Source organism: Kitasatospora sp. NPDC057015, assembly GCF_042673745.1.
Classification (GTDB): Bacteria; Actinomycetota; Actinomycetes; order Streptomycetales; family Streptomycetaceae; genus Kitasatospora.
This window is the reverse complement of the sequence record NZ_JBHUSG010000010.1, coordinates 61,414-77,056: the sequence shown is the minus strand read 5'-3', so window position 1 is coordinate 77,056 and position 15,643 is coordinate 61,414. Positions and strand designations below refer to the sequence as shown.

General features: G+C 73.3%; 7 protein-coding genes. 2 read left to right on the top strand and 5 right to left on the bottom strand.

Annotation, left to right across the window (positions count from 1 at the left end):
• Nucleotides 1-34: 34 nt before the first annotated feature.
• A complete protein-coding gene (gene treS, locus ACFTWP_RS12570; RefSeq protein WP_380264466.1) occupies nt 35-1,765 on the bottom strand; it encodes a maltose alpha-D-glucosyltransferase in 1,731 nt (576 codons plus the stop codon).
• Nucleotides 1,762-3,717 (bottom strand): alpha-1,4-glucan--maltose-1-phosphate maltosyltransferase, encoded by a 1,956-nt coding sequence (locus ACFTWP_RS12565; RefSeq protein WP_380264584.1) that lies wholly within the window; start codon nt 3,715-3,717, stop codon nt 1,762-1,764. The genes treS and ACFTWP_RS12565 overlap by 4 nt, the downstream gene beginning before the upstream one ends.
• A 1,024-nt stretch (nt 3,718-4,741) precedes the next feature.
• On the opposite strand from ACFTWP_RS12565, the gene glgP reads away from it, so the two are divergent.
• Nucleotides 4,742-7,435, top strand: a complete 2,694-nt coding sequence (glgP, locus tag ACFTWP_RS12560; RefSeq protein ID WP_380264465.1) for an alpha-glucan family phosphorylase — start codon at nt 4,742-4,744, stop codon at nt 7,433-7,435.
• Nucleotides 7,436-7,555: 120 nt separating this feature from the next.
• Here glgP and ACFTWP_RS12555 read toward each other — a convergent pair whose 3' ends face one another.
• From ACFTWP_RS12555 to glgX, 3 genes are all read right to left on the bottom strand, one after another.
• Entirely contained in the window at nt 7,556-9,412 is a 1,857-nt protein-coding gene (locus tag ACFTWP_RS12555) for an ABC transporter ATP-binding protein (RefSeq protein WP_380264464.1), read from the bottom strand.
• Nucleotides 9,409-11,337, bottom strand: a complete 1,929-nt coding sequence (locus ACFTWP_RS12550) for an ABC transporter ATP-binding protein (protein WP_380264463.1) — start codon at nt 11,335-11,337, stop codon at nt 9,409-9,411. Before ACFTWP_RS12550 ends, ACFTWP_RS12555 begins: the two co-directional genes overlap by 4 nt.
• 202 nt (nt 11,338-11,539) lie before the next feature.
• On the bottom strand, nt 11,540-13,816 hold the full coding sequence (glgX, locus tag ACFTWP_RS12545; RefSeq protein ID WP_380264462.1) for a glycogen debranching protein GlgX: 2,277 nt from the start codon (nt 13,814-13,816) through the stop codon (nt 11,540-11,542).
• Between the two features lie 304 nt (nt 13,817-14,120).
• Between glgX and ACFTWP_RS12540 the strand changes: the two genes are divergently transcribed.
• Complete coding sequence (locus ACFTWP_RS12540) at nt 14,121-15,530, top strand: Ig-like domain-containing protein (RefSeq protein ID WP_380264461.1); 1,410 nt, start codon at nt 14,121-14,123, stop codon at nt 15,528-15,530.
• Nucleotides 15,531-15,643: the final 113 nt, after the last annotated feature.

The following is a 15,643-nucleotide window of genomic DNA, read 5'->3' as shown; positions in this document are numbered from 1 at the left end:
GAAGCGCTTGGGCCCGGGGGCCCGGAGGGAACCGTTACTTCAGACCCGGGGGGCGCGCCCCGTCGGGGCGGGGCGGCTTGCGGAGCTGGAACCAGTAGAAGCCGTGGCCTGCGAGGGTGAGCAGGTACGGCCACTCGCCGATCGAGGGGAAGCGCACCCCGCCGATCAGCTCGACCGGGTACCGGCCCCCGTACCGGCGGAGGTCCAACTCGGTCGGCTGCGCGAACCGCGAGAAGTTGTTCACGCACATGACCAGGTCGCCCTCGTACTCACGTACGAAGGCCAGGACGGCCGGGTTGCTGGAGGGGAGCTCGGTGTACGTGCCGAGGCCGAACGCGGGGTTGAGCTTGCGGATTTCGATCATGCGCCGCGTCCAGTGCAGCAGCGAACTCGAACTGCTCTGCTGCGCTTCGACGTTGGTCACCTGGTATCCGTAGACCGGATCCATGATGGGCGGCAGACTGAGCCTGCCCGGGTCGGCGGAGGAGAAACCCGCGTTCCGGTCGGGCGTCCACTGCATGGGAGTGCGCACGCCGTCACGGTCGCCCAGCCAGATGTTGTCGCCCATGCCGATCTCGTCCCCGTAGTACAGCACCGGGGAGCCGGGAAGTGAGAGCAGCAGGGCCGTGAAGAGCTCGATCTGGTTTCGGTCGTTCTCCAGCAGCGGGGCCAGGCGCCGGCGGATGCCCACGTTGGCACGCATCCGCGGGTCCTTGGCGTACTCCGCGTACATGTAGTCGCGCTCCTCGTCGGTGACCATCTCCAGGGTCAGCTCGTCGTGGTTGCGCAGGAAGATGCCCCACTGGCAGTTGCCGGGGATGGTCGGCGTCTTGGCGAGGATCTCCGAGACCGGGTAGCGGGACTCCCGCCGCACCGCCATGAAGATCCGCGGCATCACCGGGAAGTGGAACGCCATGTGGCACTCGTCGCCGCCGGAGGAGAAGTCGCCGAAGTAGTCGACCACGTCCTCGGGCCACTGGTTGGCCTCGGCGAGCAGCACGGTGTCCGGGTAGTCCGCGTCGATCTCCTTGCGGACCCGCTGGAGGAACTCGTGGGTCTCCGGGAGGTTCTCGCAGTTGGTGCCCTTCCGGGCGAACAGGTACGGCACGGCGTCGAGCCGGAACCCGTCGATCCCGAGGTCCAGCCAGAACCGGAGCCCCGCGATCATCTCCTCCTGCACCCGCGGGTTGTCGTAGTTGAGGTCCGGCTGGTGCGAGAAGAACCGGTGCCAGAAGTACTGCTTGCGGACCGGGTCGTAGGTCCAGTTCGAGGTCTCGGTGTCGACGAAGATGATCCGGGCGTCCGGGTACTGCTTGTCGTCGTCGGCCCACATGTAGAAGTCGCCGTACGGGCCGTCCGGGTCCTCCCGGGAGGCCTGGAACCACGGGTGCTGGTCGCTGGTGTGGTTCATCACGAAGTCGATGATCACGCGCATGCCGCGGGCGTGCGCGGCGTCCACGAACTCCATGAAGTCGGCCAGGTCGCCGAACTCGGGGAGCACCGCCTTGTAGTCGGCGACGTCGTAGCCGCCGTCACGCAGCGGCGAGGCGAAGAAGGGCGGCAGCCAGAGGCAGTCGACCCCCAGCCACTGCAGGTAGTCGAGTTTGGACGTGAGCCCCTTGAGGTCGCCGACGCCGTCGCCGTTGCTGTCCTGGAAGGACCGCACCAGGACCTCGTAGAACACCGCACGTTTGAACCACTCCGGGTCCAGGTCCTTCTTCGAGGTCTCGGCGAAGGTGTCGGGGACGGGCTCGTTCACTGTCACGCTGGGTTCCTCCGAACCGTGAGGAGGTGGGCCGGCTCCGCGGAGGGGTCGAGCCGGACGTAGTTGTGCCGGCCCCAGGTGAAGGCGGCGCCGGTGAGCTCGTCGTGGACGGTGTACGGGCCGTCGCCGTCGAGCGTGACGGTGGCCTCCTGGACGTGCTGCGGGTCCAGGTTGACCACGGTGATCACGCGATCGGTGAGGCCGTCCTCGGTGCTCGCGGTCTTGGAGAAGGCCAGCACCTGGTCGTTGTCCGTCGGGTGGAAGCGCAGGTCGCGCAGCTGCTGGAGGGCCGGGTGCCGCCGGCGCAGCCGGTTCAGCACCGTCAGCAGCGGGGCGAGGGTGTCGGCGCGGCTCCAGTCCCGCGGGCGCAGCTCGTACTTCTCCGAGTGCAGGTACTCCTCGGAGCCCGGCTCGGCCGGCTCGTTCTCGAACAGCTCGAAACCGGCGTACACGCCGTAGCTGGGGGACAGCGTGGCGGCCAGGACCGCCCGGATCGCGAAGGCGGCCCTGCCGCCGGTCTGCAGGTGCTCGGGCAGGATGTCCGGGGTGTTGGCGAAGAAGTTGGGCCGCATGTACGCGGCCGGCTCGCCGGACAGCTCGGTGAGGTACTCGGTGAGCTCCTGCTTGGTGGTGCGCCAGGTGAAGTAGGTGTAGGACTGGTGGAAGCCGACCTTGCCCAGGGTGTGCATCATGGCCGGCCGGGTGAACGCCTCGGCCAGGAACACCACGTCGGGGTCGGTGCGGGCGATCTCGCCGAGCACCTTCTCCCAGAACACCACCGGCTTGGTGTGCGGGTTGTCCACCCGGAAGATCCGCACCCCGTGGCCCATCCAGAACCGCAGGATGCGCAGGGTCTCCTTGACGATGCCGTCGAAGTCCTGGTCGAAGTTGACGGGGTAGATGTCCTGGTACTTCTTCGGCGGGTTCTCGGCGTAGGCGATGGTGCCGTCGACCCGGTGGGTGAACCACTCCGGGTGCTTGTTCACCCAGGGGTGGTCGGGGGAGCACTGGAGGGCGAAGTCCAGCGCCACCTCCAGGTGCAGGGCGGTGGCCTCGGCGACGAAGTGGTCGAAGTCCTCGATGGTGCCGAGGTCGGGGTGGACGGCGTCGTGGCCGCCCTCCGGCGAGCCGATGGCCCACGGGGAGCCGACGTCGTGCCGACCGGCCGTCAGGGTGTTGTCGGGGCCCTTGCGGAAGGCCCGGCCGATCGGGTGCACCGGCGGCAGGTACACCACGTCGAAGCCCATCGCGGCGACGGCCGGCAGGCGTTCGGCGGCGGTCCGCAGGGTGCCGGAGCGCGGCGGCTCGACCCCGGACGGGTCGACGACCGCGCCCTCCGAGCGGGGGAAGAACTCGTACCAGGAGCCGAACAGCGCCCGCTCGCGGTCCACCTGCAGGGGCATCGGCCGGGTGGAGCTGACCAGCTCGCGCAGCGGGTAGCGGGCCAGCAGCGCGGTCACGTCGGGGACGAGCGAGGCGGCCAGCCGGGACAGCGGCGGCAGACCGGGGTCGCGCAGCGCGTCCACGGCGGCCAGCACGTGCGAGCGGCCCTCCTTCTTGGGCACGCCCGCGGCGGCGCGCTCCAGCAGCTGCGCGCCCTCCTCCAGGACCAGCGCGGTGTCGATGCCGGCCGGCAGCTTCACCGCGGCGGCCTTGCGCCAGGTGGCCACCGGGTCGCTCCACGCCTCGACCAGGAAGGACCAGCGTCCGGCCGAGGTCGGGGTGACGCTGGCCCCCCAGCGGTCGGTGCCGGGAGCCAGCTCCCGCATCGGCGTCCAGGGGCCGCTGCGGCCGCGCGGGTCGCGCAGCACCACGTTGGCGTTGACGGCGTCGTGGCCCTCGCGGAACACGGTCGCGGTGACCTCGAAGGCCTCGCCGACCACCGCCTTGGCGGGCCTTCGGCCGGCGTCGACGAGGGGGCTGACGTCCAGGACGGGGATGCGGCCGATCACGGTGTCGCTCTCTGTCGTCTTGCGGGCGGAGGTCTTCCGGGTGGTGGTCTTCCGGGGCGTGCCCGCGCTCGGCGCGGTGCTCCGGGCGGTGCCGGCCCCGACGACGGTCCGCGCGACCGGCCGGCCCGGTGCGGCCGGGCCTTCGGCCGGTGCCGCCGCGCGGGCGGCGCGCTTGCGCGGGGCCGCGGGCCGGTCGTCCTCGGCCGCGGGTTCTCGGCCGGTGGCCGTCCGCCGGGGCCGGGGCGCCGCGGCGGCCCGGGGTTTGGGCATCGCCGGATCCGACTGGCCGTCGGGTTCCACCCGTTCGGCGGATTCCGCGAGTGCCGCGTCGAGTGTGTCGGCCACCGGTGTGGACTGGTCCCGCGTGTCGCCGTGCATGCCAAACTCCTGCCCGAGATCGGCGGCAGCTCCCGCCGGCCGGTCCGGGGCCAGGGGAGTACCGGGAGAACTACTGGGTGGGGGAGGTCGTGCCGAGACCGGAGCCTGCCCACGTCGCCGCACCCGGCAACCTGCCCGACTCCGGTCGTGCCGCGGCCGCGAGTCCGAGAGCCCGCGTGCGTCCCGGCGCGCGCCCCCCGGGCGCGCCCCAGTGCGACCCAACCCACCCGTGAACGAGCGGGGGCAGCACGAGGACACGCGCCGGAAACACGGCGAGGGCCGAATGGGCTAAGGAAGGTGAGGGTTTGTCGACGAGGAAGGATTCGGACGTGCTGCAGTCGGGGGGCGCCACCCGTCGCCGCACACCCCGCAGCATCAACGACCTTTGTTCATAGTGACACCGTCGACAAGACCTACGCAGCGGTAGCGCGTTACTTTCCGACCGTCCGGGGGGTATCTCGGCCAGCGGAAATCAAGCTGTTCCACAGTGTTCACGCACTGGTGGTGCGGGACTTGGAAAAGTGCGCCGCGCGCGCCCCCTGTGCAGTCCAATGCGCTGAATGCGATCTCATCAATAGGCCGAACGGATCACCAATAGGTCCGGTGACACACCCTCACACCCATTACCGGGTCTACGCTTCACGCCGTGAAGGCAATCCGCAGATTCACCGTCCGCACCGTCCTGCCCGAACAACTCCAGCCGTTGCACGAGCTCGCGCTCAACCTGCGCTGGTCATGGCATTCGGAGACCAGAGACCTCTTCCGCTCCGTCGACCCCGAGGTCTGGGCCGCCACCGGGGAGGACCCGGTACGCCTGCTCGGCGAGGTCCCGGCCGCCCGGCTCGCCGCCCTCGCCGCGGACCGGCGCTTCCTGCGCAGGCTCGGCGACCTCGCCGACGACCTGCGCGACTACCTGACCGGCACCCGCTGGTACCAGTCCGCCGAGGACGGCGGCCGGCTGCCCGCCGCGATCGCCTACTTCTCGCCCGAGTACGGCATCGCCGCCGCGCTGCCGCAGTACTCCGGCGGTCTCGGCATCCTGGCCGGCGACCACCTCAAGTCCGCCAGCGACCTCGGCGTGCCGCTGATCGGCGTCGGCCTCTTCTACCGGCACGGCTACTTCCGGCAGTCCCTCAGCCGCGACGGCTGGCAGCAGGAGCGCTACCCCCTGCTCGACCCCGACGAACTCGCCGTCAGCCTGCTCCGCGAGACCGACGGCACCCCGGTGCGGATCGACCTCGCCCTGCCGGCCGGCCGCACGCTCGCCGCGCACCTGTGGAAGGCCCAGGTCGGGCGGGTCCCGCTGCTGCTGCTCGACTCCGACATCGAGGCCAACTCGCCCGCCGAGCGCGATGTGACGGACCGCCTCTACGGCGGCGGCAGCGAGCACCGGCTGCTCCAGGAGATGCTGCTGGGCATCGGCGGCGTCCGCGCGGTCCGCGCCTACTGCCGGCTCACCGGGCACGCCGCCCCCGAGGTCTTCCACACCAACGAGGGCCACGCCGGCTTCCTCGGGGTGGAGCGGATCCGGGAGCTGGTCACCGCCGGCGAGAAGGGCGAGGAGGCCGCGGACGGCCTGGACTTCGCGGCGGCCCTGGAGGCCGTCCGGGCCGGGACGCTCTTCACCACGCACACGCCCGTCCCGGCCGGCATCGACCGCTTCGACCGCGAGCTGGTCGCCCGGCACTTCACCGGCGACGCCGCCCTGGCCGGGGTGCCGGTCGAGCAGGTGCTCGCGCTCGGCGCCGAGTCCTGGCGCGGCGGCGACCCGAAGCTCTTCAACATGGCCGCCATGGGCCTGCGGCTGGCCCAGCGCGCCAACGGCGTCTCCACCCTGCACGGCGCGGTCAGCCGGTCGATGTTCAACGGCCTCTGGCCGGGCTTCGACGAGGCCGAGGTGCCGATCGACTCCGTCACCAACGGCGTGCACGCGCCGACCTGGATCGACCCGGCGGTCGTCCGGCTCGGCGCCGCCGAGATCGGCTCCGAGCGGGCCGAGGACGCCATGACCGTCGGCGACACCAGGCGCTGGACGGGCCTGGAGCGGATCGGCAACTCCGAGATCTGGGAGCTGCGGCGGGCCCTGCGGGCCCAGCTCGTGGACGAGGCCCGGAGCCGGGTGCGCACCTCCTGGCGCCAGCGCGGGGCCGGCGACGCCGAGCTCGGCTGGGTCGGCGCCGTGCTCGACCCCGACGTGCTCACCATCGGCTTCGCCCGCCGGGTGCCCTCCTACAAGCGGCTCACCCTGATGCTCCGCGACCAGGAGCGGCTGCGCGCCCTGCTGCTGCACCCGACCCGCCCGGTCCAGATCGTGGTGGCCGGCAAGGCGCACCCGGCCGACGACGGCGGCAAGCGGCTGATCCAGCAGATGGTCGCCTTCGCCGACGACCCGGCGGTGCGCCACCGGATCGTCTTCCTGCCCGACTACGACATGGCCATGGCCCAGCGGCTCTACCCGGGCTGCGACGTCTGGCTGAACAACCCGCTCCGGCCGTTGGAGGCCTGCGGCACGTCGGGCATGAAGGCCGCGCTGAACGGCTGCCTCAACCTCTCCGTCCTCGACGGCTGGTGGGACGAGTGGTACGACGGCCAGAACGGCTGGGCGATCCCCACCGCCGACGGCGTCGGCAGCGTGCTGGACCCGGAGAGCGCCGAGGCCGAGCGCCGCGACGACATCGAGTCCGCCGCGCTCTACGACCTGATCGAGCACCAGGTGGCGGCGCGCTTCTACGACCGGGGCGCGGACGGGCTGCCGCACCGCTGGATCGCGATGGTCCGGCACACCCTGGTCACCCTCGGGCCCAAGGTGCTGGCCGGCCGGATGGTCCGGGAGTACGTGGAGCGGCTCTACGCGCCGGCGGCGCTGGCCCAGCGCGAGCTGGCGGAGCCCGCACCGGGCGGGGCCGGCTACGCCGGCGCCCGGGCGCTCGCCGCCTGGAAGGCCGGGGTCCGGCAGGCCTGGCCGGCCGTCCGGGTCGAGCACGTCGAGGCCGAGTGCCCGGACGAGGCGCAGGAGCTGGGCAGCGCGCTGTCCCTGCGGGTCCAGGTCTCGCTCGGCCCGCTGCAGCCGACCGACGTCGAGGTCCAGGTGGTCTCCGGCCGGGTGGACGAGTCGGACGGCATCTCGGACGCCGCGCTGCTCGCCCTCAAGCCGGCCGGCGGGCCCGACCTCGACGGGCGGACCCGCTACGAGGGCCGGCTCGAACTGAGCCGCACCGGCCCCTTCGGCTACACCGTCCGGGTGCTGCCGGCCCATCCGCTGCTGGCCTCCCCGGCCGAGCTGGGCCTGGTGGCGCTGCCGGCGGAGTCGGCCGGGATGGACGGGGGCCTGCTGCGCTGACCGCGCGGCCGGCCGCAACGACCGGAGGGCGCCGGGCCCCGAACGGGGGCCCGGCGCCCTCCGGCGCGTGCGGGGCGGATCGGACCGGCCGGCTCAGGGCCGGGTCGGACCCCGGTCGGCTCAGACCAGGCTGTCCCGCCAGGCCTGGTGCAGGTCGGCGAACCGGCCCGCCCCGCCGATCAGTTCCTCCGGCGTGCCGTCCTCCACGATCCGGCCCTGCTCCATCACCAGGACCCGGTCGGCGATCTCCACGGTGGAGAGCCGGTGGGCGATGATCACGGCCGTCCGGCCGGCCAGCACCGTCCGCATGGCGCGCTGCACGGCCTGCTCGCCCGGGACGTCCAGCGAGGACGTCGCCTCGTCCAGGATCAGCACCGCCGGGTCGGCGAGCAGCGCCCGGGCGAAGGCCACCAGCTGCCGCTGGCCCGCCGAGATCCGCCCGCCGCGCTTGCGCACGTCGGTGTCGAAGCCCTCGGGCAGCGCCGCCACGAACTCGTACGCGCCGATCTCCCGGGCCGCCCGCTCGACCTCCTCGCGGGTCGCCCCGGGCTTGCCGATGGCGATGTTCTCGGCGACCGTCCCGGAGAACAGGAAGGACTCCTGGGTGACCATCACCACCCCGCGCCGCAGGTCGGCGGTGGCGAGGTCGCGCAGGTCCACGCCGTCCAGGGTGATCCGGCCCTCGGTCGGGTCGTAGAACCGGGCCAGCAGCTTGGCCAGCGTCGACTTGCCGGCGCCGGTGGCGCCGACCACGGCCGTGGTCTGCCCGGCCGGGAGCACCAGGTCGAAGGCGGGCAGCACCTCCTTGCCCGTCCGGTACGCGAACCGGGTGCCGGTGAAGGCCACCTCCCGGCCGATCACCGGGCTGGCCGGCAGCGGCAGCGGAGTGCTCGGCTCGGCCACCGTCGGCTCGTGGGCCAGCAGGCCGGCGATCTTCTCCAGGGCGGCGGCCGCCGACTGGTAGCTGTTCAGGAACATCGCCAGCTGGTCGATCGGGTCGTACAGCCGGCGCAGGTAGAGCACGAAGCCGGTGAGCACGCCGAGCTCCAGGCTGCCGTCGGTGACCAGGAACGCGCCCAGCACCACGATCCCGGTGATCCAGACGTTGGCGGTCGTCCGGGACAGCCCGACGAAGCGGGCCAGCTCGCGGAAGCCGTCCGCCTGGGAGGCCGCCGCCCGGCCGTTGAGCACCCCGAAGGCCGCGTCGTTGGCGGCCTCCCGGCGGAAGGCCTGGACCGGGCGGATGCCGTTCATGGTCTCGGTGAACTTGACGATCAGGCTGGCCGTGGCGGTGCGCGAGCGGCGGTAGACCCGGCGCGAGCGCGCCTGGAAGGACCGCGTGATGAGGTACAGCGGCAGGATCGAGGCCAGTGACACCAGGCCCAGGCGCCAGTCCATCACCAGCAGCAGCACCGAGATGTAGAACACCGAGAGGAAGACCGTCAGCAGCTCCTGGAGGCCCTCGGAGAGCAGCTCTCGCAGGGCGTCCACGTCGCTGGTCGCCCGCGAGGTGATCCGGCCGGAGGTGTAGCGCTCGTGGAAGTCCAGGCTGAGCCGCTGGGCGTGCCGGAAGATCCGGCCGCGCAGCTCCAGCAGGATGTCCTGGTTGATCCGCGCGCTCAGCCGGATGAACGTCCGCTGCAGCACGGTGCTCAGCGCGGCGCAGCCCAGGTACGCGGAGATGACCGCGATCAGCGGGCCGCTGTCGTGGTCGCGCAGCGCCGGGACGGCCCGGTCCATGGTGATGGCCACCAGCAGCGGCCCGGCCTGCAGGGCGGCCTGCTGGACCAGGATGACCAGCATCGCCACGGTGATCCGGGCGCGGTGCGGGCCGAGCAGCGCGCCCAGCAGGGTGCGTGCCGCGCCGGGCGGGACGGGGATGTCCTCGTCCTCCACGGCCGACGGGAGCCGTTCGTCCTCCGGCGGCTCCGGCTGCTGCTGCGCCTCCTTCGCCGGTTCGACGGTGGTGGTGCTCATCGGGCGGGGCTCCCTTCCAGGACGGGGGCGGCCTCGCCCGACATGAGTTCGCGGTAGACGGCGCTGGACCGCAGCAGCTCCTGGTGCGTCCCGACGGCGGCGATCCGGCCGTCGGCCAGCACCGCGACCCGGTCGGCCAGCAGGACGGTGCTCGGCCGGTGCGCCACCACCAGGGCGGTGGTGGAGCCGAGCACCTCGCGCAGGGCCCGCTCGACCAGGGCCTCGGTGTGCACGTCCAGGGCGGACAGCGGGTCGTCCAGGACGAGGAAGGCCGGGTCGCCGACCACGGCCCTGGCCAGGGCCAGGCGCTGGCGCTGACCGCCCGACAGGCTGAGGCCCTGCTCGCCGACCTGGGTCTCGGTGCCGGCCGGGAGCAGCTCCACGAATCCGGCCTGGGCGGTGCCCAGCGCGCGGCGCAGCTGCTCCCGGGAGGCGTCGGGGGCGCCCATCAGCACGTTCTCCGCGACCGAGGCGGAGAACAGGGTGGGCTCCTCGAAGGCGACCGAGACCAGCTCGCGCAGCCGGTCCCGGGGGATGTCGCGGATGTCGCGGCCGTCCAGCGTGATGGTGCCGCCGGTGGCCTCGTACAGGCGGGGGAGCAGCGCCGTCAGGGTGGTCTTGCCGCTGCCGGTCGCGCCGACCAGGGCCATCGTCTCGCCGCGCCGCACGTGCAGGTCGATCCCGCACAGCAGGTCGGGGGTGTCGGCCGGCGCGTCCGGGTAGCGGAACCGCACGCCGGTGAGGCGGATGCCCTCGCCGTCCGCGGCGTTGTCGGCGGCGCTCCCGCCCTTGGCCGGGGTGTCCGCTCCGGCCGCGGGCGCGTCGGGCCCGGCCCCGCCCTCGGGCTCGTCCATGACCTCGAAGTAGCGGTCGGTGGCGGTCGCCGCCTCGTTCGCGTAGGCGAGCAGCCAGCCGAGCGACTCGACCGGCCAGCGCAGGGCGAGCGCGGTGGAGAGGAAGGCCACCAGGGTGCCGGTGGTCAGGTCGTCGTGGGCGACCAGGTAGGCGCCGACGGCGAGGGCGCAGCCGAGCGCCAGCTCCGGCAGGCCGACGATGACGGCCCACAGGTTGGCCAGCATGCCGGCCTTGTGGAGCTCGGTCTCGCGCAGCTCGTGGGTCTGGCGGCGGAACCGCTCGGCCATCGTCCGGTGCCGGCCGAAGGCCTTGAGGATCCGGATGCCGAGGACGGACTCCTCGATCACGGTGGCGAGGTCACCGGTCTGGTCCTGGGCGCGGCGGGCCGCCAGCGAGTAGCCGGACTCGAAGTGCCGGCTCAGCAGGATCAGCGGGATCGCGGGCAGCAGGGTGATCAGCGCCAGGCGCCAGTCCAGGACGAACATCACGGCGGTGCCGGCCGCGAACATCACCGAGTTGACGATCAGGAAGACCAGCGGGAAGGCCAGGAACAGCCGCATGGTGAACATGTCGGAGGTGGCCCGGGAGAGCAGCTGGCCGGAGGCCCAGCGGTCGTGGAAGGAGACCGGCAGCCGCTGGAGCTTGGCGTAGAGGTCGCCGCGCATGGCGGTCTCCAGGCCGGCCAGCGGGCCGGCCAGCACCACCCGTCTGGTGTAGAAGAGTCCGGCCTCGATCAGGCCGAGCACGAGCAGCAGCCCGGCGAGCGGCCAGAGGGCGGGCAGGTCGTGGTGGGCGATCGGGCCGTCCACGATCCGGCCGAGGACCAGCGGGACGATCAGCACGCTCAGGGTGGCGACGAGCGCCGCGCCGATGGAGGCGGCCAGCCGCCAGCGGATCACCCGCGCGTACGGCCACAGGCGCAGCAGGGACCGCACCGTCGACCTGTGCTCGGTCGCGGTGGCGGGTGTGCCGCGGGGGGTGGTTCCGGGCTCCGGTGCGGGTGGGTCCGGATCCTCCTGCTTCGGTCGGGGTGTCGACTGCGGCAGCGTGGTCTCTTGGTTCTCGGCCATCGCCGAGAGGATAAGTCGGTGCACCGTCATTTCTCACCAGGTTTTTTGCTCCTGTCGGCGAGAATCGGCCACGCGGTGGCCGGCCACGCGGCCGGGCGGTGCCGAGGCGGGGCCGCGCGCAGGCCGCGCCGCCCCGCCCGCGCCGCCCGGGCCCGGCACTGCGCCGCTGCCCGGCCGGGGCCGCCGCCCGGCCGGTACCGCGTCAGTGCGGCCGGCCGCCGTTGGCCGCCACCGGCAGCAGCCGCAGCAGGTGCAGCGAGCGGGCCGCCAGCGGCAGCGCCGCCGCCGCCGGGCGGTGGACACCGGGCGCGGCCGACTGGTCGGGCAGCGAGGTGTCCAGGACGCTCTCGTAGCCGGCCGTCCGCGGCCCGCCGGGGAGGGTGAAGGGGAGCTCGCGGTCCCCGGCGTTGAGCAGCAGCAGGAAGCTGTCGTCGCGCAGCGGCAGGCCGTGCTGGTCGCGCTCGGACATCGCCGCCCCCGAGAGCAGCATGCCGAGGCCGGTGGTGGGCGCGAACCAGTCCGCCTCGGTCATCTCCCGCCCGCGCGGGGTGAACCAGGCCAGGTCCGGCTGGCCGCCGGGGGCGGCGGCCCGGCCGGAGAAGAAGGCCCGCTGGCGCAGCACGGGGTGCCGGCGGCGCAGCCGTACGAGCCGGGCGGTGAGGTCGCGCAGCGAGCGCCAGCCGGGGTCGTCCAGCAGTGACCAGTCGAGCCAGCTGATCTCGTTGTCCTGGCAGTAGGCGTTGTTGTTGCCGCCCTGGGTGCGGCCGAGCTCGTCGCCGGCGGTGAGCATCGGGACGCCGGTGGAGAGCAGCAGGGTGGCCAGCAGGTTGCGCAGCTGGCGCCGGCGCAGTTCCTGGACCGCCGGGTCGTCGGTCTCGCCCTCGGTGCCGCAGTTCCAGGACCGGTTGTCGTTGGTGCCGTCCCGGTTGTCCTCGCCGTTGGCCCGGTTCTGCTTGTCCTGGTAGCTGACCAGGTCGCGCAGGGTGAAGCCGTCGTGGGCGGTGACGAAGTTGACGGAGGCGTAGGGGCGCCGGCCGCCGCGCTGGTAGAGGTCGGAGGAGCCGGAGAGCCGGTAGCCGAGCTCGCGCACGTCCGGGCGGGCGCCGCGCCAGAAGTCCCGGACGGTGTCGCGGTACTTGTCGTTCCACTCGGCCCACAGCGGCGGGAACCCGCCGACCTGGTAGCCGCCGGCGCCGACGTCCCAGGGCTCGGCGATCAGCTTGACCCGGCTGAGCACCGGGTCCTGGGAGACGGCGGCGAGGAAGGGGTGGTGCATCTCCACGCCGTCGCTGCCCCGGGCCAGCGCCGCCGCGAGGTCGAAGCGGAACCCGTCGACGCCCATCTCGGTGACCCAGTAGCGCAGCGAGTCGGTGATCAGCCGGACGGTCTGCGGCTGGCGGGTGTCGAGGGTGTTGCCGCAGCCGGTGTAGTCGGCGTAGCCGCGCCGGCGGTGCAGCGGCAGGCGGTAGTAGCCGGCGTTGTCGATGCCGCGCAGTGACAGGGTGGGGCCCAGCTCGCCGCCCTCGGCGGTGTGGTTGTAGACCACGTCGAGGATGACCTCGATGCCGGCCGCGTGCAGGGCCCGGACCATCCGCTTGAACTCGCCCACCTGCTGGCCGCGGCTGCCGGAGGCGCTGTAGCCGGCGTGCGGCGCGAAGTAGCCGATGCTGTTGTAGCCCCAGTAGTTGGTGAGCCCGCGGGACTGCAGGTGGTCCTCGTCGGCGAACTGGTGGACGGGCAGCAGCTCGACGGCGGTGACGCCGAGGCCGGTGAGGTGCTCGATCGCGGCGGGGTGGGCGAGGCCGGCGTAGGTGCCGCGCAGCTCGGGCGGGACGCCGGGGTGGCGCATGGTGAAGCCGCGGACGTGCACCTCGTAGAGCACGGTCTCGGCCCAGGGGGTCTTCGGCCGCTGGTCGTCGTACCAGTCGTCGTCGTCGTGCACGACCACGCCCTTGGGCACGTAGGGGGCGGAGTCGCGGTTGTCGCGGACGGTGTCGGCGACCTCGCGCTCGGGCCAGTCGCGGACCGACCCGCAGGTGGCGTCGTGGGCGGTGTAGCGGCCGTCGACGGCGCGGGCGTACGGGTCCAGCAGCAGTTTCGCCGGGTTCCAGCGGGCGCCGGTCCACGGGTCCCAGCGGCCGTGCACCCGGAAGCCGTAGCGGGTGCCGGGCAGCACGCCGGGCAGGTAGCCGTGCCAGGTCTGGAAGTCCTGCTCGGTGAGGCGGTGGCGGCTCTCCTGCCCGTCCTCGTCGAACAGGCAGAGGTCGACGGCCTCGGCGCCGGCGGCCCACAGCGCGAAGTTGGTGCCCCGGGCGCCTCGGGGGCCGGTCCGGAAGCGGGCGCCGAGCGGCTGCCAGCTGCCCGGCCAGGGGGTGTCGGGGCGGGCGGCCCCGGTCGGTTCCGCACGTGCTCCGGCCACGTCCCGGTCGGCGGCTCCGTCCGGTCGCGCGCCTGGTCCCAGCTCCTGCCAAGCCGTCATGGCCGCACCCTCCCAGCACGGGGCGTCCCGTACCCCCGTCCCACACTTGTTCCCTGATCGGATGCCGCTGTCACGTGGTGGATCGCCTCGTGACGGACCGTGATCGATCGTGCCACCTCCGGCGGCGCGGATGCGGCTTCCCGGCCGGGGTCCCTCGTTCGTGTCCGGCCGGTGGCGCGGTCGTTATGCCCGGTATCGGGGGATCGGCCCCTTAGGCTGGCGATCGGACGGTCGGTGAGGGTCCGTCAGTGGACCTCCGCCGGCCGACGGCGGCAGGCGGACGACGGACACAGCGGGAGGCCGGATGCGCCCCGGACTGCGGGTTTGGGCACGGCGGGCGGCGGTCTTCGGGCTGTTCCTGATCACCGGCTGCGACGGCAGCGGGCCGCTGGGCGGCGGGGACGCGCCGGCGCCGCCGCCCGCGTCGCGGCCGGCGATCCAGGTGACGCCGGGGGACGGCAGCCGCGAAATCCCCCCGGAGGGGCCGGTGCGGGTGACGGTGGCGCAGGGCGGGCGGCTGGAGTCCGTCCGGTTCCGGGACAACAAGGGGGCCGAGCTGCCCGGCACGGTGTCCGAGGACGGCGGCTCCTGGACCCCGGACGGCCTGCTCGCGGTGGGCGGCACCTACTCCCTGGACGCCTCGGCGGTGGACCGCGACGGCGCCCGGGCCACCCGGCACAGCGTGTTCAGCACGGTGGCCAGGGCGCGTACCTTCGTCGCCTTCTTCACCCCCGAGGACGGCAGCACGGTCGGTGTCGGCATGCCGGTGTCGCTGCGCTTCAGCCGCCCGATCGCGGACCGTGCGGCGGTGGAGCGGGCCGTCCGGGTCACCGCGGTGCCGGCGGTGCCGGTGGCCGCGCACTGGTTCGGCGACCAGCGGCTGGACTTCCGCCCGGAGCGGTACTGGGCGCCGGGGACGAAGGTCAGCCTCGCGCTGCGCTTCAAGGGCGTGGAGGGCGCGCCGGGCGAGCTCGGGACGCAGACCAAGGACGTCCGCTTCACCGTCGGCCGCTCCCAGATCAGCGTGGTGGACCTGGACGAGCACACCCTCACCGTCCGGCAGGGGTCGGCGGTGGTGCGGCGGCTGAAGATCTCCGGCGGCACCCCCGAGCACAGCACCTACCTCGGTGCGATGGTCGTCTCGGAGAAGTTCAAGGTCACCCGGATGAACTCGCAGACGGTCGGCCTCGGTGACGAGTACGACATCAAGGACGTCCCGCACGCGATGCGGCTGACCACCTCCGGCACCTTCATCCACGGCAACTACTGGGCGGACCCGGAGGTCTTCGGCAACGACAACACCAGCCACGGCTGCATCGGCCTGGCCGACGCCAAGGGCGGCGGGACGACCGAGACCCCGGCGGGCTGGCTGTTCGAGCACACCCTCACCGGGGACGTGATCGAGGTCCGCGGCTCCAGCGGGGAGGCGGTGCCGCCGCACAACGGGCTGAACGGCTGGAACCTCCCGTGGGCGCAGTGGCTGGCCGGGAGCGCGCTCCTCCCCGGCGGGCCGGCCACGCCGTCGCCGGTGCCCACGGCATCGTCCGGGCCGTCGCCGTCACCCTCGTACGCTCCCTCGTCCCCGCCCGCACCCGCGCCCACGTCCGCGCGCGGGTCGGGGCCCGCCGCGCCGGGTACGACCGGCGCGGGGGCCGCCCCGCGCGGTACGGCACCGGCCGCCGCACCGGCGGAAGGCGCGCCGGCGCTTCACTGAGGATGCACCGCGCGGGCACCGGCCTCCCGCCGAGGATTCACTCATCCTGCCCGGTTATCCTGCTCCTCGCCCCCGGGGCCGAGTAGGGAGAACATCCGCTCCCGGTGCAACCC